Origin of the sequence: Sporosarcina cascadiensis (genome assembly GCF_009650995.1) — a bacterium.
Taxonomy (GTDB): Bacteria; Bacillota; Bacilli; order Bacillales_A; family Planococcaceae; genus Sporosarcina; species Sporosarcina cascadiensis.
On sequence record NZ_WHVV01000001.1, the window covers coordinates 401226 to 427295 of the forward strand.

The 26070-nt window shown below is 43.8% G+C and carries 28 protein-coding genes and 1 tRNA gene; 7 read left to right on the forward strand and 22 right to left on the reverse strand.

Annotation, left to right across the window (positions count from 1 at the left end; genetic code table 11):
- Nucleotides 1-320: 320 nt before the first annotated feature.
- The 8 genes from GDZ68_RS01970 to GDZ68_RS02000 all read right to left on the reverse strand — a co-directional run bounded on the left by GDZ68_RS01970 (nucleotide 321) and on the right by GDZ68_RS02000 (nucleotide 9404).
- Nucleotides 321-2423, reverse strand: a complete 2103-nt coding sequence (locus GDZ68_RS01970) for a heavy metal translocating P-type ATPase (RefSeq protein ID WP_153720589.1) — start codon at nucleotides 2421-2423, stop codon at nucleotides 321-323.
- 186 nt (nucleotides 2424-2609) lie between these two features.
- Complete coding sequence (locus GDZ68_RS01975) at nucleotides 2610-3506, reverse strand: RluA family pseudouridine synthase (protein ID WP_153720590.1); 897 nt, start codon at nucleotides 3504-3506, stop codon at nucleotides 2610-2612.
- 531 nt (nucleotides 3507-4037) lie between these two features.
- A tRNA-Val gene (locus GDZ68_RS01980) sits at nucleotides 4038-4110 on the reverse strand.
- Nucleotides 4111-4299: 189 nt separating this feature from the next.
- Entirely contained in the window at nucleotides 4300-4449 is a 150-nt protein-coding gene (locus GDZ68_RS18035; protein ID WP_194841018.1) for a hypothetical protein, read from the reverse strand.
- 371 nt (nucleotides 4450-4820) lie between these two features.
- A complete protein-coding gene (locus GDZ68_RS01985) occupies nucleotides 4821-6857 on the reverse strand; it encodes a TRAP transporter permease (protein WP_228550969.1) in 2037 nt (678 codons plus the stop codon).
- A complete protein-coding gene (locus GDZ68_RS01990; protein ID WP_194841019.1) occupies nucleotides 6838-7371 on the reverse strand; it encodes a DUF1850 domain-containing protein in 534 nt (177 codons plus the stop codon). Before GDZ68_RS01990 ends, GDZ68_RS01985 begins: the two co-directional genes overlap by 20 nt.
- Before the next feature lie 105 nt (nucleotides 7372-7476).
- Entirely contained in the window at nucleotides 7477-8487 is a 1011-nt protein-coding gene (locus tag GDZ68_RS01995) for a TAXI family TRAP transporter solute-binding subunit (RefSeq protein ID WP_153720592.1), read from the reverse strand.
- Nucleotides 8488-8849: 362 nt separating this feature from the next.
- Nucleotides 8850-9404, reverse strand: a complete 555-nt coding sequence (locus GDZ68_RS02000; RefSeq protein ID WP_153720593.1) for a phosphatidylglycerophosphatase A family protein — start codon at nucleotides 9402-9404, stop codon at nucleotides 8850-8852.
- A gap of 107 nt (nucleotides 9405-9511) precedes the next feature.
- Here GDZ68_RS02000 and GDZ68_RS02005 point away from each other — a divergent pair, with 107 nt between their 5' ends.
- From GDZ68_RS02005 to GDZ68_RS02015, 3 genes are all read left to right on the forward strand, one after another.
- The gene (locus GDZ68_RS02005) at nucleotides 9512-10234 is read left to right on the forward strand and encodes an alpha/beta hydrolase (RefSeq protein ID WP_153720594.1); all 723 of its coding nucleotides are present in this window, start codon (nucleotides 9512-9514) and stop codon (nucleotides 10232-10234) included.
- An 86-nt stretch (nucleotides 10235-10320) separates the two neighbouring features.
- Nucleotides 10321-10836, forward strand: coding sequence for a YjcG family protein (locus GDZ68_RS02010; protein WP_153720595.1), 516 nt, complete (start codon nucleotides 10321-10323; stop codon nucleotides 10834-10836).
- A 4-nt stretch (nucleotides 10837-10840) separates the two neighbouring features.
- Entirely contained in the window at nucleotides 10841-11281 is a 441-nt protein-coding gene (locus GDZ68_RS02015) for a GNAT family N-acetyltransferase (protein WP_153720678.1), read from the forward strand.
- A gap of 55 nt (nucleotides 11282-11336) precedes the next feature.
- On the opposite strand, the gene GDZ68_RS02020 is transcribed toward GDZ68_RS02015, so the two are convergent.
- From GDZ68_RS02020 to GDZ68_RS02050, 7 genes are all read right to left on the reverse strand, one after another.
- Nucleotides 11337-11651 (reverse strand): hypothetical protein, encoded by a 315-nt coding sequence (locus GDZ68_RS02020; RefSeq protein WP_153720596.1) that lies wholly within the window; start codon nucleotides 11649-11651, stop codon nucleotides 11337-11339.
- A gap of 82 nt (nucleotides 11652-11733) precedes the next feature.
- Entirely contained in the window at nucleotides 11734-11988 is a 255-nt protein-coding gene (locus GDZ68_RS02025; RefSeq protein ID WP_153720597.1) for a stage VI sporulation protein F, read from the reverse strand.
- Nucleotides 11989-12029: 41 nt separating this feature from the next.
- Nucleotides 12030-12179 carry a YjcZ family sporulation protein gene (locus GDZ68_RS02030; RefSeq protein ID WP_153720598.1) on the reverse strand — a complete coding sequence of 50 codons (150 nt, stop codon included), beginning with the start codon at nucleotides 12177-12179 and terminating at the stop codon, nucleotides 12030-12032.
- Between the two features lie 67 nt (nucleotides 12180-12246).
- Entirely contained in the window at nucleotides 12247-12609 is a 363-nt protein-coding gene (gene spoVAE / locus GDZ68_RS02035; protein WP_153720599.1) for a stage V sporulation protein AE, read from the reverse strand.
- Nucleotides 12606-13622 carry a beta-ketoacyl-[acyl-carrier-protein] synthase family protein gene (locus GDZ68_RS02040; RefSeq protein WP_153720600.1) on the reverse strand — a complete coding sequence of 339 codons (1017 nt, stop codon included), beginning with the start codon at nucleotides 13620-13622 and terminating at the stop codon, nucleotides 12606-12608. Before GDZ68_RS02040 ends, spoVAE begins: the two co-directional genes overlap by 4 nt.
- On the reverse strand, nucleotides 13616-14071 hold the full coding sequence (gene spoVAC / locus GDZ68_RS02045) for a stage V sporulation protein AC (protein WP_153720601.1): 456 nt from the start codon (nucleotides 14069-14071) through the stop codon (nucleotides 13616-13618). Before spoVAC ends, GDZ68_RS02040 begins: the two co-directional genes overlap by 7 nt.
- Nucleotides 14071-14463: a YhcN/YlaJ family sporulation lipoprotein gene (locus tag GDZ68_RS02050; RefSeq protein ID WP_194841020.1), complete on the reverse strand. Its 393-nt coding sequence runs from the start codon at nucleotides 14461-14463 to the stop codon at nucleotides 14071-14073. Before GDZ68_RS02050 ends, spoVAC begins: the two co-directional genes overlap by 1 nt.
- A 127-nt stretch (nucleotides 14464-14590) precedes the next feature.
- Here GDZ68_RS02050 and GDZ68_RS02055 point away from each other — a divergent pair, with 127 nt between their 5' ends.
- Nucleotides 14591-15187 carry a CotY/CotZ family spore coat protein gene (locus GDZ68_RS02055; protein WP_153720603.1) on the forward strand — a complete coding sequence of 199 codons (597 nt, stop codon included), beginning with the start codon at nucleotides 14591-14593 and terminating at the stop codon, nucleotides 15185-15187.
- Between the two features lie 67 nt (nucleotides 15188-15254).
- On the opposite strand, the gene GDZ68_RS02060 is transcribed toward GDZ68_RS02055, so the two are convergent.
- From GDZ68_RS02060 to GDZ68_RS02080, 5 genes are all read right to left on the reverse strand, one after another.
- On the reverse strand, nucleotides 15255-15653 hold the full coding sequence (locus GDZ68_RS02060) for a hypothetical protein (protein ID WP_153720604.1): 399 nt from the start codon (nucleotides 15651-15653) through the stop codon (nucleotides 15255-15257).
- Nucleotides 15654-15744: 91 nt separating this feature from the next.
- Entirely contained in the window at nucleotides 15745-17121 is a 1377-nt protein-coding gene (mgtE, locus tag GDZ68_RS02065) for a magnesium transporter (RefSeq protein ID WP_153720605.1), read from the reverse strand.
- A 73-nt stretch (nucleotides 17122-17194) separates the two neighbouring features.
- The gene (locus tag GDZ68_RS02070; RefSeq protein ID WP_330583157.1) at nucleotides 17195-18166 is read right to left on the reverse strand and encodes an RluA family pseudouridine synthase; all 972 of its coding nucleotides are present in this window, start codon (nucleotides 18164-18166) and stop codon (nucleotides 17195-17197) included.
- A complete protein-coding gene (locus GDZ68_RS02075) occupies nucleotides 18105-18938 on the reverse strand; it encodes an NAD kinase (protein WP_153720607.1) in 834 nt (277 codons plus the stop codon). Before GDZ68_RS02075 ends, GDZ68_RS02070 begins: the two co-directional genes overlap by 62 nt.
- Nucleotides 18939-18992: 54 nt before the next feature.
- Nucleotides 18993-19379, reverse strand: a complete 387-nt coding sequence (locus GDZ68_RS02080; RefSeq protein ID WP_153720608.1) for a UPF0738 family protein — start codon at nucleotides 19377-19379, stop codon at nucleotides 18993-18995.
- A gap of 160 nt (nucleotides 19380-19539) precedes the next feature.
- Between GDZ68_RS02080 and GDZ68_RS02085 the strand changes: the two genes are divergently transcribed.
- The 3 genes from GDZ68_RS02085 (at nucleotide 19540) to GDZ68_RS02095 (ending at nucleotide 21554) form a co-directional block, all read left to right on the forward strand.
- A complete protein-coding gene (locus tag GDZ68_RS02085) occupies nucleotides 19540-20211 on the forward strand; it encodes a lytic transglycosylase domain-containing protein (protein WP_228550973.1) in 672 nt (223 codons plus the stop codon).
- A gap of 129 nt (nucleotides 20212-20340) precedes the next feature.
- Nucleotides 20341-20733 carry a globin domain-containing protein gene (locus GDZ68_RS02090; RefSeq protein ID WP_153720610.1) on the forward strand — a complete coding sequence of 131 codons (393 nt, stop codon included), beginning with the start codon at nucleotides 20341-20343 and terminating at the stop codon, nucleotides 20731-20733.
- Entirely contained in the window at nucleotides 20730-21554 is an 825-nt protein-coding gene (locus tag GDZ68_RS02095; protein WP_153720611.1) for a DsbA family protein, read from the forward strand. Before GDZ68_RS02090 ends, GDZ68_RS02095 begins: the two co-directional genes overlap by 4 nt.
- A gap of 1129 nt (nucleotides 21555-22683) precedes the next feature.
- On the opposite strand, the gene pepF is transcribed toward GDZ68_RS02095, so the two are convergent.
- Nucleotides 22684-24501 (reverse strand): oligoendopeptidase F, encoded by a 1818-nt coding sequence (gene pepF, locus GDZ68_RS02100; protein ID WP_153720612.1) that lies wholly within the window; start codon nucleotides 24499-24501, stop codon nucleotides 22684-22686.
- A gap of 51 nt (nucleotides 24502-24552) precedes the next feature.
- Entirely contained in the window at nucleotides 24553-25698 is a 1146-nt protein-coding gene (locus tag GDZ68_RS02105; protein WP_194841021.1) for a competence protein CoiA, read from the reverse strand.
- Nucleotides 25699-26070 lie beyond the last annotated feature (372 nt).

The following is a 26070-nucleotide window of genomic DNA, read 5'->3' on the forward strand; positions in this document are numbered from 1 at the left end:
TATCATTGCATTTGCAATGTCGAGCAACAAAAACACACCAACTAACTCGCACTCCGTAAAAAGGCAGCATGATGTTCATACTTCAAATCAGCGAAGGCGCAACTGCGGGGTCGGCCGTTGCCATGAGACTGCTGGCGCGTTCTTCGCCAGTAGGCTCATGGCGTAAGGCAATCCCCCAGCGCCGGAGCAGGGCTAAACCGCAAACTCATACCTCATTCAAACTACATAAAAAGTCGTGCATCGTCACCACGCCACTAAATCCACACACTGCTGCACGTGACGGGTTGCCAAGCACAGATTTTAGCGCAGATGTTTTGTTATCATTTGCTTCTCATCAAGCGTAAAGAATTTAATACAACAATCACCGTAGCGCCCATATCAGCCATTACCGCCATCCACAATGTCAGCCATCCGGGGATGATCAGCAATAAAGCGATTACTTTTAAACCGAGTGCTATTGAGATATTCTGCAGAATGACTTGCCTTGTGCGCTTGCTGAGTTCAATCGTGTACGGCAGTTTTTCCAGATCATCCGCCATCAATGCGATATCTGCCGTCTCGAGTGCTGTATCTGTTCCTGCACCGCCCATGGCGATTCCGATATTCGCACTCGCCAAAGCAGGTGCATCATTGACTCCGTCTCCCACCATTGCCACTTTGCCGTATTGCCCAAGTGAGTGAATCATCGCTACCTTATCTTCCGGCATCAATTCTGCTTTCACTTCAGACAGCCCTAATTGTCTGCCGATTGCGGCAGCAGTGGACTGATTATCGCCTGTCAGCATGACGGTTTTTTCAATCCCCATATGATGCAGCTTTTCAATGATTGACAGACTGCTTTTGCGGACCTGATCCGCCACAGCAATCATGCCGTCAAGACCTGTTTCCGACCAGACCATCATGACCGTCTTGCCTTGCTGCTGCAGCTCAAGTATCTGTTGTTCATAAACTGATTCCATTTCATTCAGCTCTTTGAACAGATTTGGACTGCCGACATAGACCAGCCTGCCGTCCAGATCTGCTTTTGCGCCTTTGCCCGTAATCGACTGGAAGTTTTCTGCTTCTGTCAGGCGGTTCGGCAACTTTTCCGCTGCACGCATAATGGATGTGGCAAGCGGATGCTGAGAAAACTTTTCGATAGAAGCTGCCTGCAACAGCAGTTCCTCTTCTGTCAATGAAGAAACCGATACAATATCCGTCACTTCGGGGCGTCCTTCTGTCAAAGTCCCTGTCTTATCAAATGCGATGACTGTAATCTGTCCCGTTTCCTCCAGATGAATACCGCCTTTAATCAGCACACCGTTGCGCGCCGCATTCCCTATCGCTGTGACAATGGCGATAGGAGTCGAGATGACCAGCGCACATGGGCAGCCGACTACCAAAACGACAAGGCCTTTATAGAACCATTCGCTCCATAAACCGCCCATTGCCAGCGGCGGAATAATCATAATCAATAAAGAAATCACCAGGATAGCCGGAGTATAATATTTTGCAAAGCGATCGACAAACTGCTGTGTCGGTGCTTTTTCCGCCTGTGCCTCTTCCACCAAATGAATGATTTTTGCAATCGTCGTATCTTCCGCGAGCTTCGTCACTCGCACTTGCAGCGACCCCTCTTCATTGAGCGTGCCGGCGAAAACTTCATTACCGGGCACTTTATGCACCGGCACGGATTCTCCGGTGATAGCCGCCTGATTAACAGATGAATCTCCTTGTATCACTTCGCCGTCCATCGCAATCTTTTGACCCGGTTTAATCAGAATCACATCATTGATTTGAAGATTTTCTACTTCCACTTCAAATTCCTTGCCGTTTCGCAGCACGGTGGCTGTGGAAGGAGCAATTTCAATAAGTGAGCTGATGGAACTTCTCGCTTTATCAATGGAATAGCTTTCTAGTGCCTCACTGACTGAAAACAGGAATACGACAACGGCTCCTTCTGCCCAGTCACCAATTAAAGCCGCCCCGATAACCGCAATCGTCATCAATGTTGACATGTCAAACTCTAACTTAGTGAGGTTCAGCAGCCCTTCTTTTAACAGACTATAGCCGCCGATTAGAATCGCCAGCGCAAAAAGTCCGATTGACAGCCACGTATTCCCTCCATTGACTGAAGAAACAGCATATCCTGCCACCAGCAGAACAAGCGCGGCAATCGTCGTCTGATTTTCACGCTTCTGCCAAAACGGCACATGCTGTTTAATAATCCGCTGTTTTTCAGGGAATACTTTAATACCATCAAATGCGCCCGCTTCTTCCAACTGCGAAATCGAAGCATCTCCGGCAACAGTCAGTTTGGATGCTCCAAAATTAAGCTGCACATCTTCCACTGAAACGATCTGCCGAATATTCTTTTCAAATTTCGCCGCACAGCTTGTGCATGATAAATTTTGCAGACGATATACGTTTTTCTCAGTAGCCATTCAACCAGCCCCTCCATCCATGCTCAGTTACAAAGAACATTCAATCACTCGTTTGATTGATTACTTTCAGTATATTCAATCCAATTATTATTGTCAATCAGGTTAATCAAATGATTATTTGAATAACGCGATAAAAAAAAGTCCTCGCAGGCATAGATCTTCTGCGAGGACTGCAATGTGAAATATTTATTTTGATCGAGTGATAAACATCGCCGGGACTGCCGCTTCAAATCGAACTAATTCACCAGTCCGCGGGTGCAGGAAGGACAATGCCGTCGCATGAAGACCTAATCTTCGCAGCGGATTACTCGTTGATCCGTATTTCTTATCGCCCAACACAGGGTGACCTATTTCTTCCATATGCACGCGAATTTGATTTTTCCGTCCTGTCTCAAGCAAAACTTCCAGCAATGAACACTCTTTATTAGCCTGAATTCTTTTATAATGAGTGATTGCGCGCTGTCCGCCATTATCATACTGGCTCGAATAGACTTTGAACGCACTGTTTTCAGTTAACCAGGAATCGATTGTGCCTGAAGCACTCCTCACTTTGCCTTGTACCAGCGCGGTATACATCCGCTCCTTTACTGACTCATTCCAAGAATTTTGCAGCGTTTGCTGAGCTTTTTCATTCTTGGCAAACATCATCACGCCTGATGTGTCTTTATCCAGTCTGTGCACCACAAAAATCCTGTTTTCAGGATGAATTCTACGTACATATTCCGTTACCTGCCGATATGCGGTCATCTCCTGTTCTCTTGTATTAGAAGCAACAGAAAGCATTCCCGCCTCCTTATTGATCACGATGATATCGTCATCTTCATGCAGAATGGATACGCCTGCTAATTTGGACACGTTGAGAGCGGCTTTATTACTTTGTATTTCAACCTTCTGGCCCGGCTGTAAAGAATGATTGTGCTGTGTTACTGTTTGGCCGTCCACCATGACCTGACCGCGCGTCAAAACGGATTTAACAGAATTCCGGCTGCTTTTTGACATAACTTGCAGTAAAAACGGCAGCAGCTCGGCCTGTTCCTGAACAGTGTATTCCGTTGTGTTAGATTTTTGTTGTTTTCTTTTCATAAAATTAACCTCCGACGTGGAAATGTTTTATACATTTTTTAATTAAGGCTCTTTACCAATACATGTGGTTGACATTCTATTACCTGAGCAGTTTGAGATTTGACTGTAATTGTAGAGTATATGGTAAGTGGGAAGTGACCGTTTCCCTGCGTTCCAGGCGGACGCGTGTCCTGCGGGCCCTCGGTGAGCCAAGCGAACAGCTAAGGGTTCGCTTTGCCTTAATTTCTGCGTTCTTTGCAGAAATTAAGGCAGTGATGCACGCTTTTCGCCAGTAGGCTCATAGCGTAAGGCAATCCCCCGGCGCCGAAGCAGGTCTAAACTGCAAACTCACACTTCATTCAAACTTCCTGCAAAGTCGAGCAACGAAACCCCTAATTAGTCGAGAACCGTTTTTTGTGCAGATTTTATTTTGAGGAACAATAATTTTTTCATTATAATATAGAAAAGAGACCCCTAGGCATCCGGCCTAATAGGGTCTCTTATTGTTAAAAACCGTTGTTCCGACGGTAATTAACTTAGGTTTGGCACCTATGATTCCTACTGGGCTCGAACCAGCGACCTCCACCCTGTCAAGGTGGCGCTCTCCCAGCTGAGCTAAGGAATCGAATTGAACTGCTATGTGCATACTGTGATAAACAAGTCATCTTGTATAAGCACAAATACTATAATAGCATCTTCTTCATTCATTGTAAATAGACAAATTAAAAATCGGTAATTTCCCTGATCTGCGCAGAAAAATTACCGACTTTCATATACCACTTTTACATTTGCCAGTTGAAACACTCCTTTTCGCTTACTGCATATGTGTTACAGATTCTTCTGACTGCGCCTGCTCAAAATACAAAAATTCTTCATGATCCAACTCGCTGATTCGTTCTTTATTAATCCCGTGTGCTAAATGACCTTCAAATAAATTTTCAAACCAGATGTCTTGATTCTCCATAGTTGATACACTCCTTTTTTAAAAAGCTTTTTTTCATTGGCGGTATGTAGTTCAGTATTTGTTATCGTTTTGCTTATATATAGTATAGACAGAATCAGCTTGGGCAAAACTGCGTAATTAGTCCAAAATGAATTTAGTTAATTATAGACCTTCGGCTTGTTGACTTTCATACATTATTATGTTTGATTTCATTCGTTTCCACTTTACAGCTGACATAACTAGACTAGCAAGCTATCTTACGTATTAACGTAAATAGTTCAATACTCACAAATTAATTTATGCGCTTATTTATTTATTCAGATACTTCGTATTTCAATTGATAAAAAAACTTGTCTGCTCAACTTTTCAGTTAATCAGACAAGTTTTTTATGTTAGTCCGTTACCATATTGGACGGGTTTTGTTTTTTATGACTAATAAACTGCCATGCCATCAAGATAGCGAATAGCACTAAACCAATAATATCTGTTAAGGTTTCTGGATAAATCAACAGCATCCCAGTACCTACTGTCACGATTCGCATGATCAAGTTTAATTTAAGATACCAAAAACCAATCATCCCGGCTCCAATCGCCACCATTCCCACAATCGCTGTAAAGGTCACCCATACAATTTCCGTAACACTCGAATCCAGCATCAGCATCGCGGGATTAAATACGAACATATACGGAATGATAAAGGCGGCAATTGCCAGTTTCGCAGATGTCACACCTGTCTTGATCGGATCTCCGCCCGAAATCCCAGACGCTGCAAATGCGGCAAGTGCCACCGGCGGCGTGATATCGGCAATGATACCGAAATAGAACACGAATAAGTGTGCAGAGACAGCCACCACGATTGGCACAGTTGCGCCAGGCGGCATATCAAGCATCAGCAGGGTAATAATTGCCGGTGCTGCAATTGTAGACGTAATAACATAGTTTGCAGTTGTAGGCGATCCCATTCCTAAAATGATCGCAGCTAACATCGTAAAGAATAACGTCAGGAATATATTACCGCCGGCAGCTGAAATCAAACCGGTTGCCAGACTTAATCCCAACCCTGTTTTCACGACAACTCCAACAATGATCCCCGCACAAGCAGTCGCAGCTGCGACAGCCAATGCTGTTCGTGCCCCGTCAACAAGCGCCTGAATCATATCACGAATTCCAATTCTCGTTTCTTTACTGATTGAACTGACAACAATCGTCAAAACGATACCTAATAACGCCGCTTTCATCGTAGGTATACCTGCTAATAAAAACACGATAATCCCTAGAATCGGAAGCAGCAGATATATTTTCTTCAGCGTTTCTTTCTTATTTGGAATCTGGGAAGCATCCATTCCCGCCAATCCAACACGTTTCGCTTCAAAGTGCGTCATAATCCAAATTCCTGTAAAGTACAATAACGCCGGGATCGCTGCTGCTTTCGCAATTTCCCAGTATGTTACTCCGCCAATGAACTCAACCATCAGGAATGCTGCTGCCCCCATGATCGGCGGCATAATCTGTCCGCCTGTCGAAGCTGCCGCTTCAACTCCGCCGGCAAATTCTTTGCGGTAACCAAGCTTTTTCATCATTGGAATCGTGTAAGAACCGGACCCGACAACGTTCGCTACAGAACTACCCGAAATCGTTCCTTGCAGGGCACTGGAGAAGATGGCAACTTTTGCAGGTCCCCCGGTCAGACGGCCGGCTAACACAACCGCCAAATCATTGAAATAGTTCCCTACTCCCGTCTTCACCAAGAAGGCCCCAAACAACAGGAATACGAAAATGAAGGTCGCGGATACACTGATCGGTGTACCGAGGATTCCGTCTGTTGTAAAGAACATTAATTGGACCAGGTTTTCTACACTTTGTCCTCGGTGGGCTAGGAACCCTGGGAAGTACGGACCGAAGAAAGCATAGATCAAGAATGCAACGGAAATTATCGTGATTGGCAGACCTACAGCACGTCTTGCTGCTTCCAGTGTCAATAGTATTGCCAGTATACCTATAATCAAATCAATATCGGACACCCGCCCGACACGGTAAACTAGATCATCCATAAATAAAGGCCAGTATAAGCCCACAACAATAGCGAGCAATGATAAAATAATATCGTAAAACGGCACTTTATCACGGCGTATACCAATTTTCTTTCTCGCAGGGAACAATAAAAAGATTAGCGACAACGCAAATCCCAAGTGAATGGAACGTTGGATTTGCGCAGTAAATGGTTTACCGATCGCTGTGTATAACTGAAAAATAGAAAATGCCAGTAAGCCAAAAAACACTATTTTGCTTAAAATTCCTTTTAAATCTCGTGTATTGGATTCAGGATCATATTTTTGAAGAATTTCCAGCTGTTCCTGTTCTGAAAGCGTACTCATCTCTTCATCAGACATTTTCGAAATTTCTTCTTCCCTATCCTTGTTTCTCGCCATCTATTCTGACTCCTCTCAACCACTCAAAATTCGATACTTTTGTTACATGAAAATCATAGGATTGACCTTTTTGAAGATGATCCTTTAAGTGATAATCCCTCTGTTCGTAGCGTAAAGACAAGTCGGTATTCACTCTGCCTACATACAGAACAAAAGAATCAATCACACGATCTTCGAATGTAAGCGTATAAATACCATCTTCAACCTCTAAAGTTTCGCCTTTTTCTGCGTAACCGGGCAATCCGATGGCTACGTCTTCATACTGCATAAATTCGAAACGGAGCTTCTCATTTTCAGTTATTTTATATTGCTCTTTCACATTGGACAAGTGAATGGAGTGAATATAATTTACTTGGAAATGGCGGTCTGTATGTAATGAAAGAAAGTAAGATGTCGGTTTTTCGCTCCGTACTTCTTCAAGTACAATTACTTCTTTAAATGGATAAAACAAAAAAATCAACCCGGCACCAACCGGCAGGGCCGCCAGCAGAAGAATGTTTTTCAGAGATTTCATCCGCTTATCCCTTCCTATTTTCACAATTAAGAATGAAGAAGGGGACGGACAAAGCATTTTGCTTTACCGTCCCTGTCCCTCATCTCAAACACCTGATACGTTCGCTTATTTTACTTCATCAAAGTACTTCTGTGCGCCCGGGTGTACTGGAATACCAATACCGTCCAAACCGTTTTCCGCTTTGATCAAAGCGCCTTTAGCGTGCTGGATCTTAGAAGCATTCTCATAGATTGCTTTTGTGATCTGGTAGCCAAGCTCTTCAGAAATATCATTTTGCATGACAAGCATTGCACCTACAGAAACTGCAGGAGTATCTTCCGTTGAACCGTAAGTTCCGGACGGGATAACTTCTTTTGCATAGTATGGATATTTTTCGATTAACTCGTCTGCTTTTGCATCTTCAACTGGTACGATGAATACTTCAGCAACTGCGTTCAAACCTTCAACCGCACCTGTTGGCGTACCTGCAGTGATGAATGCAGCGTCGATCTGGCCAGCCTGCAGACTTTCCTGTGACTCACCGAAGTCCAGGTTCTGAGGCTTAATGTCGTCCATTGAAAGACCGTGGATTTCAAGTAATTGCTCAGCGTTCGCGTAAGTACCTGAACCTGGAGCTCCTACAGAAACACTTTTACCTTTTAAATCTTCAAATGTTGTGATGTTGTTCTTCTTCAATGTAACCAATTGAACAGTCTCAGGATATAAGTTACCGACTGCAGATACTTCGTCGATTACTTCTCCATCAAACATCATTTCACCTTTTGAAGCATAATACGCGATATCAGTCTGAACGAACGCGATTTGAGCGTCGCCGTCTTTAAGCGCTGTCATGTTTGCAGCTGATGCCTGAGAAACTTCAGCTGTTGTTTTGATGCCTGTTTCTTCTCCGATAAATTCAGCAAATGAACCGCCTAATGGATAATAAGTTCCTTGTGTTCCGCCTGTTAACAAGCTCAGGAATTTGTATTCTTGTTCGGTCTTGCCTTCATCTTTGTTTCCATCTCCAGCACTCGTGTCCTTGTCTCCGTCAGCTGCTTTGTCGGTACCGCAAGCTGCTAAAACAAGAAGAGCAAGCATAGAAACCAGTGCCAAAAGGCGAATAGATTTTTTCTTCATGTCACAATCTCCCCTTTTTTCTAGTAGTCGTCATAGACAAATTCATTCTACCATGAAAGCGCTTCAGAATGTCAATATATTTCATAATTTCATAGTTAATAAGTTCGACTTCCTTGCAGTTGTCCTTTCGAGGCGCAGTGTAATAAATGTCATTCAGTTTTTTCTAAGTATGGATTTAATTAGCGTGGGTTCGGTGCTCGGCTTTGCAGGAAGTTTGAATGAGGTGTGTGTTTGCAGTTTGAACTCACTTCGGTGCTATAGATCGACGTACGCTGTGAGCAGCTGTTGAAGAACTATTATTACTGATGCCTATATAAAAAACGCACAGATCTGCATTGGGCAGCGCCTGTGCGTTCATTTGATTATTGACCGTCACCGTTCCGGACGTCTTCGAAAGTCAGTCCGGCTTCCTGCAAATCGCGGGTTCTGTGCGCAATTCTTGAAGCTGCACACGCTGCTATACTTGCCACCAGATCATCCAGGAATGTGTGGATACCAATTCCTTTTTTCGTATCCAGTTCATTAATGATACCAATTTTATTCTTATCCAGATGACCGAAAGTCGTAACTGCGATAGAGCCGTATGTATAAACCGCTCCCAGCGCAATCGTCTCATCTACTCCGAACAGACCTTCATCCGACTCCACAATTTGCTGCAGCGGGGCAGATAATTGGCCTCTTTCCGCAATTTCGTCCAATTCTACGCCGACCAGAATTGCATGCTGTAATTCCCGCTTGCGCAAAACATTTTCAACCGAATCAATACACTGATCCAAAGACAGCCCTTTATTATAAGGCACCTGCATTTCATAAACGATTTTTGCGATATCCTCAATTTTGACTCCCCGGCGGATCAACGCATCCTTCGCAGCAGCCGTTACGATATCTGAATGAACAATATTTTTACCTGCAACCATATAATATCCCCTCTCTTTCCTGCCAATAACTTTTTTCACTGGCATTTCACTGTTAGTTATCGGTATGATATCTACTTAGTGTACATTATTTCTGGAGGTCGTACAAAATGAACCCTGGCAAGATAGAAGAAATTCGCTTTTACAGCAAGGAACTGCAGGAAGAAATGGAATTGCTGCTGTATTTACCTTCCCGCTACTCCCCTTTATACAAGCATAATGTCATCATCGCATCTGACGGAAAGGATTATTTTCAGCTTGGCCGAATCGGACGTGTCGCAGATGAATTAATGGAGGAGGAATTGATTGAACCGGCTATCATCGTGGGGATTCCTTATAAAACAGTTGCCGAACGCAGACGAATGTATCATCCGGAAGGCGACCGCCACCAAGCTTATATCCGTTTCCTTGCACATGAGTTAATTCAGTATATTGATGAAAGCTATCCAACATACCAAATGGGTGCAGGCCGGATGCTGATCGGTGATTCATTGGCCGCTTCCATTTCTCTGCTGACAGCTGCAAAGTATCCTAATTGTTTCGGCAAAGTTGTGCTGCATTCCCCATTTGTGAATGAACAGATACTCGAAGCAGTAGAATCTATAAAAAATCCGGCAGCCCTGTCCATTTATCATGTAATCGGAAAAGAAGAGACCTACGTCCCGACAACCGCAGACGGCAGACTGGACTTTTTAACTCCGAACCGCGAACTTCACGAGCTGATCGAAAAGAAGGGGTTTCCTTATTTCTATGAGGAACTTGAAGGCGGTCACACATGGAAATCCTGGCAGCCTGACATCCGCCGCGCACTCTTACAAATTAACAGTATCTAGAGTTATTGAAGACAAGTTAGGCTATTTTCTGATATAATGGAATAGATGGACTATAAATGAAACAATTCACGAGGAGGTAATCTTAAATGAAATACGGTATTGTTGCATTTCCTACAAAGAAACTTCAAGACTTGGCAAACGGCTACCGCAAGCGGTACGACCCGCATTACTCACTCATCACACCGCATATGACGCTGAAAGAACCGTTTGAAGCGAATGACGAGGAAATTGAAGAAGTAGCAAAGGCTTTAAAAGAAATTACGATTAAAAACAGTCCTTTTGAGTTAAATGTTACAAAAGTCAGCTCATTCGCTCCGACTACGAATACGATTTACTTCAAGGTTACGCCGAACGATGAGTTGCTTAATTTACACAAAGACTTAAACTCCAATTTCTATCACGCTGAATCCAATTACGCCTTTGTACCGCATGTTACGATTGCACAAAATCTTACTTCAGGCGAGCACGATGATGTCATCAACCAGTTAAAAATGGTTGGTGTCGATTATTCTGAAGTTATCGACCGGATCCATTTACTCTATCAACTGGAGGATGGTTCATGGACAGTGTATGAAACTTTCCGACTGGACCGGGATGCTTGATTTGCTGATTACAGTGAAGATCGTTACAGATGAGCAGGGAAGGCAGGATGCATTCGCTGTCCGCAGAAAAGTTTTCGTGGATGAGCAGGGAGTGCCTTTGCATTTAGAATTGGACGAGTATGATACAGACGCAACACATTTTGTCGTATATGATGAAAAAGATCAACCGATTGGTGCCGGCCGTATGCGGGGTCTCGTCAATGCACATGGCAAGATCGAAAGAATATGCGTACTGCCGGAACACCGCGGCAAACATTTCGGTAATATGATTATGAATACGCTGGAAGAACATGCGAGGGAAAACTCCATGAAAAAACTTCTGCTGAACGCACAATCCTATGCCGTGCCTTTCTATGAAAAACTAGGATATGCCGTGACCTCACCGGAGTTCATGGATGCTGATATCCCCCATCGTGCTATGGAAAAAATTCTGAAATACGACTGAAAAGAAACTAAAATACCCCTGTCAGCAAGCAGCTGACAGGGGTATTTTAGATTTCTCACACATACGCGTTTACGGCTAGACCTTTTCCGACCACTTCAGCAATCTCTGGTGATAATTGAGCTGGATTGGGAGCTATGGGTCCTTTTTTCACTAATGGTCGAGGTACACGACGCTTCATGTTCCGTTCTTCCATTTGTTCTCTACGCTGTCGATCCTCGTCTTCTAATATGTCTTCCCAATAGCTTGATTCTTCATTTTGAAGACGTACCGGACTTACCCGGCCGATATAAGCAAAGTTATGACGTTCATTATTCATTCGTTCGGCGTATTGCTGTGACTGAAACGGCTGGATCGGTAAAATATATCCCATGACGTGCACCTCCTAAGAATGTATTCTTTGTTTATAGTATATCCATTTCATATCGGCCTTAAACCTGTTTTTGAAAATTTAATTAATTGCCGCCGAGCATCTTCGTTATATCGTTCATATTCAGTCCTTTTCCGCTTTGGATGATCGAGTTGACCAATTCATCTTCGACATGCTGCGGTACATCTTTTCTCGCTACCTGCCCCACTTTTTGTACGATCTTTCGTACTTGGTGTTCATCCTTAAAATCAGCAAATTGAATAGCGTTGGCTAAAGCAAATACTTCTTCCATCGGGACGCCTGTCTTGGATTCTATTTTGCGAAAAAATGAATCATTCATTCTCAGAACTCCTCCTTAGATACCGCTTTTGTCCGCGATAATCAGCAGAAATAACTTCTGCCAACGATGATCAGCAAAATAAACAAAACGACAATTAAAACGAATGAAGAACCGCCATACCGTTCTCCACAGCCTCCGCCGCCATAACCTGGACCTTGACCCGGACCGTAAGATGGATAGCAACCAAACATAAAAACCCCTCCTTCCTTCTTCTCTATCGTATGCAGAGAAGTAAGAAATGGAGAGGGCGTTTTGTATTTATACATTTCCTTTTGACGTAAAAAGCAGGGCGCCGATCAAACCAAAAATAATCGCTGCGCTGATACCTGAACTGGTTACTTCAAACATGCCGGTGACTACCCCGATTAAACCATGTTTTTCAGCTTCCGCCAGCGCGCCGTGTGTCAATGCATTGCCAAATGAAGTGATAGGAATAGTTGCACCGGCACCTGCAAAATCAATCAGTGGCTCATACCAGCCAATTCCGTCAAGAATCGATCCCGTGACGACGAGCGTACATAATGTATGGGCAGGAGTGAGTTTCCCCACATCCATCAGCAGCTGTCCAATGACACAAATTAAGCCTCCTACTATAAAAGAGGTAATATAAATGGATATCATTCCGCCACCTCGCCTGCAGTTATTTCTATTGCATGCGCGATGCAAGGAATCGAATCACCTTGCTGATAGGACAACGGGGACAGCAGTGCACCTGTTGCTATCAGAAGTGCCCGCTGATACTCGCCTGCACAGAGCTTTCCATAGACATCGGAAAAGAAAACAGCAGCCGAACAGCCTGATCCGCTGGCACCGGCCATAAATGAAGGGTCTTTTCCATAAAACTCTTCTCCGGCATCCCGGAAGTTTTTCGTATGCGGCAGTCCGGCTTCATTCGCCAGAGCTTTAAAGATTTTGAAACCGTTGCTGCCTAAATCACCTGTAATGATCGTGTCATAGTCGTCAATGGTTTTTCCGTGACCCGTCAAATGACTGGATAATGTAGCCATTGCCGCAGGCGCCATCGCCGATCCCATATTCAAGGGATCCGTCATTCCCATATCTACTACCTTTCCGACTGTTGCACATGTAATTGACGGAAATCCGGGTTTGTTTTTACCGATCAGCACAGCTCCTGCTGCCGTAACCGTCCACTGGGCAGTCGCTCCTTTTTGAGAACCGTACTCCAAAGGGTAGCGAAACTGCCTTTCGATTGCATTATGCTGGCTTGAAGAACCGGCCACTATCCAGTTTGCCTGCTGCGCTTCTGTGAACAGCGCGCCTGTAATCATGGAAGAAACAGACGTAGCACAGGCCGAAAATAATCCTATGTACGGGATTTCCAGTGAATGCGCCGTGAAATTCGAAGGAGTCATCTGGTTTACTAAGTCACCCGTCAGAAAGAAGTCTATTTTCTGCACATCTTTTTTAGCTTTGCTCAGCGCAATCATTACTGCATCGTACATCAATTGACTGTGGCCGTCTTCATTGGTCGGTAAATCACATCTTTCATCTTCGTACACTTTATCAAATTGCTTGGCAAAAATGCTTTTCTTATTTTCTAAAGGACCTGCTGTCACCCCGGCTGAATGAATGCTTGGTTTAGTTGAAAAAGTCAGCGTGCCATTCTTCACCATGACACGACACCAAATTTCACTAAAATAGTTTTAATCAGTGCCACTACAAACGCCGAGAATACGCCGAATAAAATGACGGAACCCGCCAGTTTGAACATATTTCCGCCAACTCCGAGCACGTATCCTTCCGACTTATGCTCAATCGCAGAAGAGACGACAGCATTGCCGAAACCCGTAATAGGGACAGCTGCGCCCGCTCCGCCAAATTGCGAAATCTTTTTATACAGACCAAACCCGGTCAGCAGCATGGAAATAAAGATCATAGTCGCTACAGTCGGATTACTTGCCGTGCGTTCGGTAAAATCAAAATAGGTTATATAGAAGAGAGCGATAAATTGGCCGATAAGACAAATCAATCCGCCTGTCAAAAAAGCCCTGACGATATTTTTAAGAAGAGGTGTTTTGGGTGATAGTTCTTTCTCTAAATGGGCATACTTTTGTTGTTCCATCAAGTTTGCTCCTTTACAATGGATTTAATTTCCTTTATCTTCTTTCCGTATTGATCTTTTTCCTTTTTATCCATCAGTTTTTCTGTCTCTAGAAGCACTTTACTGTCTGCGGAAACAGTGACATTCAAATCAGGGTACGCTTTTTCAATCTTCTTCTTCAAATCAGCGGCAATTTTTTTCTTTTGGAAGCGGGAAAAAGTATTCACCCGTATGCCTGCGATAATCTCTTTTTCATGAATAAGGGCAACCGCCAATTTAACATGATCATCCGCTTTCAAAATCTTCTCCAGCTGCTCCTTCTGATAATCCGTATTATTCTCCACTTTCGTTCCAAGTTCACTGCATCCCGCCAATAAAATGAGTACAATGAGCAGTAAATTTATTCGTTTCAAGGATATCTCCTCCTTTCCAGACAGTATGGAATAAATCAAGTTGATTTATGCATCCCTGTGCAAACGCCCTGTCATCCTGCTCCACCAGGCATAAAGTATAGAGAAAGACAAACAGGAGGTGGATTTAGTGGGATGTGAAAGAACAGAAAGTGGAAGAGATCATCACGGCTGTTGCAGTAAGTCCAATTGTATTTGTGAGGTATTACGTTTCATCAAGCGCGTCCAGAGTACTAGTCCGGAGGTGGATTGTGTAGAATGTGATACGGATTGCTTTATGGCTCCGCTCGGCAGTTTAGTCAGCCCAGCCCGCGGCCGCGTCAATACGCGTGTGTTCAGTTTATTGACAGGCAATGGAGATTATTTTAAAGCGGTATTCCGCGGCGGTAAAAGCAATCGTCCATATCCTCCAAATCCAAGAGGCTCAGCTGATGATGAAATCGGCGGCAGAAGACCAAATCCTCAGCCGGCATCAACAAGCTGTGTATCTGTGTTCTTCCGAGTGCAGAAAGTATTCGACTCTTGCTGTGCTACGATTCAAGTTTTACAGCCTTTGAAAAACAATCGTCCATTCGACATCACTAACAACGGAAAAATTTGTTATGAGAAAATTTGCCAAGTAGACGGTTTCGGACCAACTAATACTTGTTTAACTGTCGACTTGAACTGTTTCTGCGGTGTCCAATGTATAGATGACGTCTTTATTGATTTCTGTGACGAAGATTAATTCTTAACCAGTACCGCTTGCAATGCGATACAAAAGGCGAACCCGTAATGGGTTCGCCTTTTACTTGTTATATAACGAATGATTGCTGTTTCCATTTTATTTCTTGAATGTCCTTGATCTCAATTGAAATTGTCTCATCATTTTCCTGCATGGACAGGTATCCATCCTTTATTTCAAGAATCCTCCCTTTATTGACTCCTTCTTCTGTTACGATTTCAATCGGCTGGTAGAGCTCTTTACGAAATGAATGATTCAAAAAATCCAAGCTGTGCTGAATATTCAAATTGACTGCAGACGGCTGTTCTTCTATTACCTCTTCAGTCTCCGGCCGAACGTCCTCCTGCACATCCTCCCGTACATTCTCCATTTCAAAAATTGACGTGCTTTCTTCTTCCACTGCAGGCGTATAGATGAATTTTCGAATGACCGGGTTCTGAATAAACAGCAGCGGTTCTTCCTTACGCATATCATTCACATCCTTTTCGTTTAGCATATGTAAGCAATTAGCCTAACGTTCCGGTTGCGAAATCCTGCACCATAAAAAAAGCATTTACCGCTCACAAGGAGCTGATAAATGCTGTAGCCAGGCCTAAATAGATGATGATACTGATAACGTCATTCAATGTGGTGATAAAGGGTCCGGAGGCCACTGCCGGATCAACTTTGATCTTATGCATGAACAGCGGAATGAATGATCCCGATATTGTAGCAACAAAGATCGACACTAGTGTAGCTGTACCTACGAGCAGAGCAATGACTAATTCATGTTTCCACACAAATATCAGCAATACAACAAATATTGCACAGACTAACCCCGTAATCAGCCCGGTGCCTGCTTCTCTTATCAGTAATTTCAGCTTGCTTTCATCTTCAATATCCCGTGTAGCAATACCCCGGACAGCAACGGCTAACGACTGCGTACCGCTGTTCCCTGCAGTACCCGCAATCAGCGGAATAAAGACTGCCAGCAGAGCTACTTGAGAAATAGTTTCCGTAAATAAATCAATTAAATTTGCCGTCAGCATGCCGAGTACAATCAATGTAATCAGCCAAGGAATCCTTTTCTTTGCTGCGGAAAGAGAGTTTTTATCAAATGTATCCATTGTCGATACACCGGCAAGTTTGGAATAGTCATCGGAAGCTTCTTCGTCTATGACGTCAATAATATCATCGACTGTGATGATTCCTAAAATATGTTGCTGAAAATCGACAACAGGAACGGCCAGGAAATTATAGTCCTGAATTGTTCTGGCTACATCTTCCTGATCATCCGAAACAGATACACTGACAATTCGGTCGCTCATAATATCACGGATAATCGTATCTTCATCTGCAATAATGAGATCACGCAATGACACAACGCCGTTCAGACGCTGATGATCATCGACGACAAAGACATAGTAAATAGTCTCCGCACTGGGTGCTTCACTGCGCAGAATCGTCATAGCAGAACGTACAGTTGAATTCTCAGGAACCGTAACAAATTCTGTCGTCATGATCGATCCGGCTGTGTACTCTTCATAATGTAGAAGGGCTTTAATCTGAATTGCCGCCTCTTGATCCATCAGTGTCAGATAGCTGACGACTTGCTTTTTATCAAGTTCTTTCAGGACATCAACCGCATTATCCACAAACATATACGAGATCATTTCTGCGGCATAAGTCGCGTCCATCTCCTCAAGGAACTCTTTGTATTCGTCTTCTTCAATTTCACTTGTCTCGAAAATCTCAGCAAGTTCTTTTGGTGATAAGTAAAAATACATCAATTCTCGAAGTTCGGGACTGACTTCTTCATAAAAAATTGCTCTGTCATATGGATGAAGGGCTAAGTATTCTTGTCTAAATGACTGGATATCTTCTTTTAAAAGTAATTCACGCAAGCTATCTTCATCAAAGACCACTTCGTTTTTCATTTCTTCTGGTTGATTGGTCATGAGGCACACCTTCCCTTCCGCATTTACAGTTTACACTATATTCTTCTATTATTCCCCGGGAAATTAATTCTTTTTACAGCTGAATACTCTCACTGCTCTGTAAAAAATGCTGCATGTCTTCCGGTAATGCGCTATCAAATTTCATCCTTTCATTCGTTAGCGGATGAAGGAAACTGATTGATGAACAATGCAGCGCCTGCCTTGGAAATAAGTGATTCACAGCCCCGTATAGATTATCGCCGACTAAGGGATGGCCCGCCCACTGCAGATGAACGCGGATTTGATGAGTCCTCCCCGTATGCAGTGTTAATTCCACTGCCGAAAAAGGAAATGACTCTCTTACATAATTACCCAAAAACTTAACATCTGTTTTTGCATACTGCCCATCCTGCCGTACTGTCCGCTCGATAATACTGCCTTCTTTTCTGCCGATCGGCTGCTCGATTGTCATCCAGGCAGGAAATCCGGCCCCTTCTGCAAATGCTGTATAACTACGGTGAAACAGCTGCTGATTCATCTGCTTGCCCAATAAATGATGAATATGCCGATTTTTCGCTGCGCAAATTACACCAGAAGTATCTGTATCCAGTCTTGTCACCATATGGGCAGTCGATAAAATTCCCTCTGATTCAAATTTACCGCAAACAAAATTAGCGAGCGTTCCCGTCGGATGATTACGAGAAGGTATCGTACTCTGGCCTGCTGGCTTATCCAGCAATAAGATCGTTTCGTCTTCATATAAAATCGACAGTTTTCCGTATTCGGGCTTCAGACCTTCACTTAGTTGTTCGGGTGGAAACTGTACCGTGACTCGATCGCCGGGCTGCAAAGAATGGCGGACGTTCCGGACCTCGCCGTTCACTAAAATCTGTCCGCCTTCGTATTTTATGGCTGTTAATGTGGTTTTTGAAATATCATTTTTCGACAGGAATTCACGCAGCAGCATTTCTTCCCGAGCTTCAAATTCGAGTTGAAATAAACGGTCAGTTCTTTGCTTCATCGTCTTCACGTTCAAAACGCAGATCACTCGCCACGAATGATTCATTGACGCGCTTCCAGAATGGGAAAGGTCTGAAACGGGCAAAGCCCATTTTTTCATTCGAAACTTTGTACTCAATCGATTTTACGTCTTTATGAAGCAATTGCAAATGATCGACGGTTACCATGAAATCCGGTCCTTTTACCGGTGTCAGCGTGCAAATATGATGATCAGGCAAAATCAGCGGAGAACCGACCGTACGGAAAACCCGGTTATTGATCGATGCCATTTCAGTCAGCTGCATGGACGGCAATGACGGATGGATGATCGCGCCGCCAAGCGATTTGCTGTAAGCCGTAGAACCCGATGGCGTAGACATGCACAGACCATCTCCTCTAAAACGTTCGAAATGCTCGCCGTTTAATTCAACGTCCATCACCAGCGTGACTTCAGGCGATTTAACTGTTGACTCGTTCAAAGCCAGATAAGAAGCACTTTTTTCGGAATGACGATAATTGATCGTCACCTCAATCAGCGGATACTCGATGACTTCATACTCCTGTCTTGCGATTAAAATGACTAATTTCTCTATCTCTGAAGGCTTCCAATCCGCGTAAAATCCAAGATGCCCTGTGTGGATCCCTACGAATGATGTTTTGTCTAACCGGTGTATGTATTTATGGAAAGCATGCAACAAGGTTCCGTCACCGCCAATCGACAGCACGATATCCGGTTCCTCCTCGTCATACTTTAAGCCGAAATCCCGCAAATATACGCGCGCTTCCTTCATTAATTTATTCGAAATCTCATCGTTTCGCGACTGAATAGTGAATTTCATTAAGTCACTTCCTTTCTTTTTCTGTGATTTCTGATATTCCATTACCATTCGCAATTATACCTGTTCTAGCACAGGCCGGAAAACTTCTTCAACGGCCGCACTGAATGTCTCACCATAATTATCATTTCCCTCAATATTCATTACTAAAGCCTCTAATTCTTCAAACGCACCATCTAAATGAATTTTCTCATCGTTCCATACGATAACGGGATCGTACTTATTCAGCAGCATTTCCACCAGACCATTCCAGCTGTCCTGCTGAAAATACGCATAACGATAGCCCGACTCATGATCAAATACATAAACGAAAGATTGTCGGTCTGTGTCGGTCAGCATTTTTCCAGTCGGCGAACCTAACGGCCACTCAGTTTCCGGGGCTAAAATGAACTGCATCTCATTGTCCTGCTGTACCGTTTTTATTATTTTATTTTTACTATCCACAGGGATCACTTCCTTAATTGATGTCTTTACGTTCAGTCTACCATATGACACACTCAGTTGCATTTTGTTATTGTACATTCTGGGTTAGAAGTTGTTATAATGGATATAATCGACCAATAAACTTTAATTGAAATACAAAATAGGGGGAGAAAGTATGAACCTGGACACACAAAATATGCGGATGCTTCTGGAAATAAACGCTATTCAAACTCTCGGAGCGGTTCAATCCTTCAGTACACAATCTTCCGGAAGTTCGAATGAGTTCCAGTCTATGCTCGCGCAGCTTATGGTGGACAGTGGCGGAGCCCTTGGCTCTGAAGTGGCGGCACTGCCTGAAAGCCTGCTTTATCAGGGCTCAAATCCAGTGTATTCGCCTGTTTCGATGCCTGCCGTTCCTATGCAGAATCCGTTGTCCGCGATTACTGCACAGCCAGCGGCAGGTGGGACATATAATGGGCGTTATGAGGATATTATTAAGCAGGCGGCGGAAAAATATCAGCTGCCGGAAAAGCTGATTGCAGCTGTCATCAAGCAAGAATCCAATTTCAACAATAATGTCACCAGTCACGCAGGTGCGGCAGGACTTATGCAGCTCATGCCCGGCACGGCGAAATTCATTGGTGTAACGGATCGTTTTGACCCGAAACAAAATATTATGGGCGGCGCCAAATATCTGAAAAATATGCTGAATCAATTTGGCAATGTCGAAACAGCATTGGCTGCCTACAACGCAGGTCCGGGAAACGTTAAAAAATACGGCGGTATCCCTCCATTTAAAGAAACACAGCAATACGTCAAAAAAGTCATGAACTATTACGGACAGATGGTGTAATGGCATCGTTGTACGTCAAACAGCCAGCGTCTGCTATATAACAATGCGCACGAATAAGTTCTTTTATTTGTATAGAAAATCGTTCGTTGATAGAATAAGGAGACAGAAGAACGAAAGGGTGTGAATGTAATGACCCGAAAACCTGTTATCCCTTTCGAAGAGATTGGCGAAAAAAGGTTACATGAAATGATTGATCGCTTTTATGAAAAAGTCGCGGTACATCCGGATCTCTACCCGATATTTCCTGACGATTTATCCGAAACTGTTCGGAAACAAAAACAATTCCAGACACAATATTTAGGCGGCCCTAACTTATATACAGATGAACATGGCCATCCCATGATGAAAGCTCGACATATGCCTTTCCCCATAACGCCTGCCCGCTCCCAAGCCTGGCTTGCGTGCATGGAAGAAGCAATGGATGAAGTGGGACTGGAGGGACCGCTTCGAAATGTCTATTATCAGCGCCTTGTCTTAACAGCCAACCATATGGTAAATAGGAACGAGGAGGAAGACCAGTGAACTATCTAACTGTTATTGATGATACGTTACACTATTCTGCTTCAGCTAAACCGATTGAACTTTATGTATTTTTGGATCCTTACTGCAAAGACTGCTGGTCGCTCCAACCGCTTCTGCGTAAACTGCAAGTCGAATATGATCATTATTTTACGCTTAGAATCGCACTGCGCACGCCCATGAATAAATTGAATATACCTCAGCTTGCCGACACAAATGATCCTTCTTCATCGAAGCGTTCAAACCCATGCTTTCCAAGCATTGCCGTGAAAGCTGCAGAATTTCAGGGAAAGCGTGCCGGTTTTCGCTATCTTTCCTGCTTATTGGAATATTCTTTCATGAAGAATCGTGATGTGGCATCTTTTTCTGTTCTGGTAGAAATAGCAGCACGAATTAATTTGGATGTCGATGAATTTATCGTTGATTTTACATCCGAAGAGACACGCCGCGCGTTGCAGGTCGATATGTTTCTAGGAAATGAAATGGAAGTGGATGAAGCGCCGACTTTCGTATTCTTTAATAGCAATATTGAAGATGAGGGCTTGAAAGTGAGCGGTCTTTACGATTATCCAATCTATGAGCAAATCTTAGAGGAGTTAATTGGCCAGCAGATTTTACCGGATATCCCGCCGCCGATCAGTTCATTGTTCAATCGCTTTGATCTGCTGACGACAAAAGAAGTTGCGGAAATCTATCACATTTCAGAAAAAGAAGCTGAGCGTGAGTTAAAGAAGCGCTTATTGAAGCAGCAAATTGAACGTATCCCTTTTCAAGACCGGACCCTTTGGCGCAAGAAGCAGCCGAATTGTTCATTAATTAAATAGCACTTATACAAACCCGGGATAATATTTGTTTATTATCCCGGGTATTTTTTTGTTTGATAGTAGGTCCTGTTTACAAAATATGTATTTATTTATCAAATTAGAGCCGCAGTCTAAAGGATGGTTGTGATGTAGAATACCGTTTCCCTGCGTTCCAGGCGGACGCGTTCCGGAGGGCCCTCGGTGAGCCAACTGGTCGCTTCGCTCCCTTTAGTTGTCTCATCCTATCGGGCTGATCCTCCCGGAGTCGCCGCCTTCCACTCCGGTACACTAGGCTGATGTTTCAGAACTTTTTATGTGAGTGACAATATGAGCATACCGTCTTAGATTGTTATAATAAGTACTGTTTTCATGCATTACTTATCATTCTACAGAGGCTAAGATTTTTGTGATCAATGCATTTGCATAGTCGAGAAACGGGAACAAAACTAACTTAGCTCACACTCTGTAAAAATGCAGCAAGTCATACATTCCCCACACCAGCGAAGGCGCAACTGCGGGGTTAGCCGGTGCTGTGAGACAACTGGCGTGGTCTTTGCCAGCTGGCTCACAGCGTAAGGCAATCCCCCAGCGCCGAAGCGGATTTAAACTGCAAACACATCCCCCATTCAAACTTCTTGCAAGGTCGAGAAACCGGGAACAACACTAACTAAACTCACACTCTGTAAAAATGCAGTATGTCATACATTCCCTACACCAACGTAGGCGCAACTGCGGGGTCGGCCGTGGCTGTGAGACTGCTGGCATGCTCTTCGCCAGTAGGCTCACTGCGTAAGGCAATCCCTCAACGCCGAAGCAGATTCATACTGCAAACTCACACTTCGCTCAAACATAATACAAAGTCGAGCAACGAAACCATACCAACTAATTCTACACTCTGCAAACAAACCAGCATGTTATAAATTCTCCGGATCAAAAGAAAAGAGCACTCACTCCTGGGGGGGAGTGAATGCTCTTTTTCAAAGGGAATGGGAGAAATGTTCACGTTCAAACAAAAGGGGTGTATGTTTGGTATGTGATTTATTCCACACCCATACCATATCACAAATTGCATATAACTTCAACAAATTAAGCCCGTATTCCTTCGCATGTCCCACCTTTCGACAAGACCTAGCGAATGCCCCGGAACCTATTACCCTCTTCTAGCCAAAAGCTGTTCCAGTTCATGTAAACGCTCTTCAAATACACGGCATGCATCTTCGATCGGCTGCTCAGATGTCATATCAACTCCTGCTTTTTTCAGCACTTCAATCGGATAATCAGAGGAACCCGCCTTCAGGAAGTTGGTGATATACCTGTCGACTGCCGGCTGGCCTTCTTCCAGAATCTGTTTGCTCAATGCTACGGCCGCGCTGTAACCAGTCGCATACTGATAGACATAATAGTTATAGTAGAAGTGAGGGATACGCGCCCATTCCAGACCGATTTCCTCATCACTAACTATCGCTTCTCCATAATATTTCTTATTCAGAGCATAATACTCTTCTGTTAATTTTTCAGCCGTTAACGGCACGCCTTCTTGATCCAGCTTATGAATCAACTGTTCAAACTCTGCAAACATCGTCTGACGGAATACGGTTGCACGGAATCCGTCCAGCCAATAGTTCAGCAGATAAATACGTTGATCTTCATCTGTTGTCACTTTCAATAAGTGGTCGTTCAGCAATGCTTCATTCACTGTAGAAGCTACTTCTGCTACAAAAATGGAATAACCGCTGTAGATAAACGGCTGATTCTCACGGGAATAATAACTGTGTACACTGTGCCCGAATTCATGTGCCAGCGTAAATAGATTGCTCACATTATCCTGCCAGTTCATGAGGATATACGGATTCGTACCATATGAACCTGAAGAATAGGCGCCTGAACGCTTACCTTTGTTCTCGCGCACGTCCACCCAGCGATTCTCCAGTCCTTCTTTGACAATGGACTTATAGTTCTCGCCAAGCGGATGGAAGCTCTCAAGCATCGTCTCTTTCGCTTCTTCATAGGTGTATTTGATTTCCGTATCTTCTACGAGCGGCGTATACATATCCCACATATGAAGTGTATCGGTCTGCAAAACTTTTTTGCGCAAAGCAACATAGCGGTGCAGTGAATCCAGATTTTTATTGATTGTTGTCACAAGGTTCTCATATACCTGTTCCGGAATATGATTGCCTGACAACGCCGCTTCTCGTGCAGAGCTGTAGTTTCGGATTCTTGCGTTGACGTTATGCGCTTTGACATTTCCGCTTAATGTAGAAGCGAATGTATTTTTGAACTCTCCATATCTTGAATACATCTCTTTGAAAGCAGCTTCCCGTACTTTAGGATCTTTGCTTTCCAAGAAACGTGAGTAACGGCCATGCGTCAGCTGTACTTCGCTGCCGTCTTCGTCCTTCACCATGCCAAACGTCAAATCGGCATTATTCAGCATACTGAATGTTTCAGCGGGCACTCCCGTCACTTCTGAAAGCTGCGCAAGCAATGCTTCCTGTTCTGATGAAAGGATATGTGCGCGTTCTGCATTCAATTCTTTGAACTCCTGCTTATATAAACGCAAACCTTCATGGGATTCAATCGTTTGATTCAGCTGCTCTTCATCAATAGAAAGTAATTCGGGTGTGAAATAAGAAAGTGCTGTGGAGACTTTGACAACCAATGTCTTAATACGGCCGTCCATCGCCTGATAATAGCTATTCGTTGTATCCTGATCCGTCTTCAAATGAGCATACGTGTACAATCTGCGCAGACGCTCCGCTAATTTGTCACGGTAAGTAAGTGCTTCGAAAAGCGTTCTGGCACCGTCACCGAGTTTTCCTTTGTATTCTTCGGCTTCATTCACCATTTCTTCTACTTTCAGATATTCTTTATCCCATGCTTCATCGGAATTGAAAATATCTTCCAAACGCCATGTTTCTTCCTCTGCCACTTCATCGCGAGTCAATACCTTATTATCATTCGTCAATCAAATTCCTCCTTCAGCCTATTCAACGTAATTCCAATCCATTATATTTTCTCAATTCTTTGCATACATTGCAAGAAATCGCCCTGAAAGGACCTCGTAAACAAAATCCCCATCTGTAAATCGATCCATACGGTAGATATCTATGCGTTCTTCGCGCAAAAAGTCTCCATATGAGCGGCAGGCAGCCAGCAGATCGTCGGGTTCGCCATCGAATTGCTTAATGAATGTATGAAAAAATGACGTATTAAGCTGATCAGGTGACTTTCTCGTTTCTCGGACAGCTGCGACAAATAATAATTGCCACTCGCAGTCCGATTGCCTGAATGCTTCCTGACCTTGGACAGGCACTCCGATCCAGGCAGGCAGTTGAACCGGCTGAATGCGCATTTCATAACATGCCCGTAAAAACTGATTGTGTATGCCCTTTTGATTATATGCAATGACGGTACGCAAATATTTTCGGCGGGCAGACTGATAATGAAGGGCAAGCTCGCGGATATCTGTCTGGCTGGGAGACGAAGGAAGGGAAAACGGAACGGTCTGTTTATGCAATGACAATGTCAGATGCCGGGCAGCATATGTCGAACCTTGTAAATGAATAATCGGGCTGAGATAGTAGAATCGTTCACTTTGAGGATGATAGGTAAGAAGGACGGACATTCGGTTAGGGATCTGCCGAATAAAAAATTGAAGAAATGAAGATAATCGAAGAGTAAGAATGTCAGCAGTAGAAGTTTGGATCGACTGGGGTGTCAGAATGATCCAGACAGGAAGCATATTCAATAGATAATAGCCTGCATTTCGCTGCCGTACCAGCGAAGTGGAAATGGTACTGCATTGAAATTCAACCGGAACTTCTGTATCGCCCCACACGACGAGCAAATCCGGCCGCTGCTGTATGTCTGGCAGAAACGGTTCGAGCTTCACAGCGGGTGTATGGTGCGAGAAAAATTCATACAGCTGACTTTTACCTAGCAAGTGTGCCGGAGATTCACCTTCCGAAAAGCTATTTCGGCAGGATGACTGCTGATAGTGGGCAAAATGCGGAATAACCAGATCACCGACTTTCAAAATCAACTGTTCTTTACATTGGGGACAATAAAAGGATTCTTGTTTACGCCGTTCTCTCAAGCTTTCCAGGGATTGACTTCTAGTTAGGATGACTAGTTCCCCTTCAGCTGTATGAGCTGTCAACAAGGACTTCACTCTCCTCTCCACTTTATCTTACAAATTTTCAGATTACTTAGCAAGCATTTTATTTCACTAAAAAAAGGCTCAACACCAAAGTCTGTTCTTGACAACCTTTCAAATGTGTATTGCGAAAACCCTGCTGCAGTTTAAACCCGCTTCGGCGCTGGGGGATTGCCTTACGCCATGAGCCAGCTGGCAAAGACCGCGCCAGTTGTCTCATAGCAACGGCCGACCCCGCAGTTGCGCCTTCGCTGGTATTGTAGAAAGTATGTCATACTGCTCTTTTGCAGAGTGTATATTTAGTTGGCATAGTTTTGTTTCTCGACTTTGCAGGAAGTTCAAGAATCTAACTCCTTTGCAAAATACTAAGTATTACAT

What these genes read in the sequence shown, in the direction of transcription:
- GDZ68_RS01970 (WP_153720589.1), bottom strand. Translation starts at nt 2,423, where the DNA reads ATGGCTACTGAGAAAAACGTATATCGTCTGCAAAATTTATCATGCACA.
- GDZ68_RS01975 (WP_153720590.1), bottom strand. Translation starts at nt 3,506, where the DNA reads ATGAAAAGAAAACAACAAAAATCTAACACAACGGAATACACTGTTCAG.
- GDZ68_RS18035 (WP_194841018.1), bottom strand. Translation starts at nt 4,449, where the DNA reads ATGGAGAATCAAGACATCTGGTTTGAAAATTTATTTGAAGGTCATTTA.
- GDZ68_RS01985 (WP_228550969.1), bottom strand. Translation starts at nt 6,857, where the DNA reads ATGGCGAGAAACAAGGATAGGGAAGAAGAAATTTCGAAAATGTCTGAT.
- GDZ68_RS01990 (WP_194841019.1), bottom strand. Translation starts at nt 7,371, where the DNA reads ATGAAATCTCTGAAAAACATTCTTCTGCTGGCGGCCCTGCCGGTTGGT.
- GDZ68_RS01995 (WP_153720592.1), bottom strand. Translation starts at nt 8,487, where the DNA reads ATGAAGAAAAAATCTATTCGCCTTTTGGCACTGGTTTCTATGCTTGCT.
- GDZ68_RS02000 (WP_153720593.1), bottom strand. Translation starts at nt 9,404, where the DNA reads ATGGTTGCAGGTAAAAATATTGTTCATTCAGATATCGTAACGGCTGCT.
- GDZ68_RS02005 (WP_153720594.1), top strand. Translation starts at nt 9,512, where the DNA reads ATGAACCCTGGCAAGATAGAAGAAATTCGCTTTTACAGCAAGGAACTG.
- GDZ68_RS02010 (WP_153720595.1), top strand. Translation starts at nt 10,321, where the DNA reads ATGAAATACGGTATTGTTGCATTTCCTACAAAGAAACTTCAAGACTTG.
- GDZ68_RS02020 (WP_153720596.1), bottom strand. Translation starts at nt 11,651, where the DNA reads ATGGGATATATTTTACCGATCCAGCCGTTTCAGTCACAGCAATACGCC.
- GDZ68_RS02025 (WP_153720597.1), bottom strand. Translation starts at nt 11,988, where the DNA reads ATGAATGATTCATTTTTTCGCAAAATAGAATCCAAGACAGGCGTCCCG.
- GDZ68_RS02030 (WP_153720598.1), bottom strand. Translation starts at nt 12,179, where the DNA reads ATGTTTGGTTGCTATCCATCTTACGGTCCGGGTCAAGGTCCAGGTTAT.
- spoVAE (WP_153720599.1), bottom strand. Translation starts at nt 12,609, where the DNA reads ATGATATCCATTTATATTACCTCTTTTATAGTAGGAGGCTTAATTTGT.
- GDZ68_RS02040 (WP_153720600.1), bottom strand. Translation starts at nt 13,622, where the DNA reads ATGGTGAAGAATGGCACGCTGACTTTTTCAACTAAACCAAGCATTCAT.
- spoVAC (WP_153720601.1), bottom strand. Translation starts at nt 14,071, where the DNA reads ATGGAACAACAAAAGTATGCCCATTTAGAGAAAGAACTATCACCCAAA.
- GDZ68_RS02060 (WP_153720604.1), bottom strand. Translation starts at nt 15,653, where the DNA reads ATGCGTAAGGAAGAACCGCTGCTGTTTATTCAGAACCCGGTCATTCGA.
- mgtE (WP_153720605.1), bottom strand. Translation starts at nt 17,121, where the DNA reads ATGACCAATCAACCAGAAGAAATGAAAAACGAAGTGGTCTTTGATGAA.
- GDZ68_RS02070 (WP_330583157.1), bottom strand. Translation starts at nt 18,166, where the DNA reads ATGAATCATTCGTGGCGAGTGATCTGCGTTTTGAACGTGAAGACGATG.
- GDZ68_RS02075 (WP_153720607.1), bottom strand. Translation starts at nt 18,938, where the DNA reads ATGAAATTCACTATTCAGTCGCGAAACGATGAGATTTCGAATAAATTA.
- GDZ68_RS02090 (WP_153720610.1), top strand. Translation starts at nt 20,341, where the DNA reads ATGACCCGAAAACCTGTTATCCCTTTCGAAGAGATTGGCGAAAAAAGG.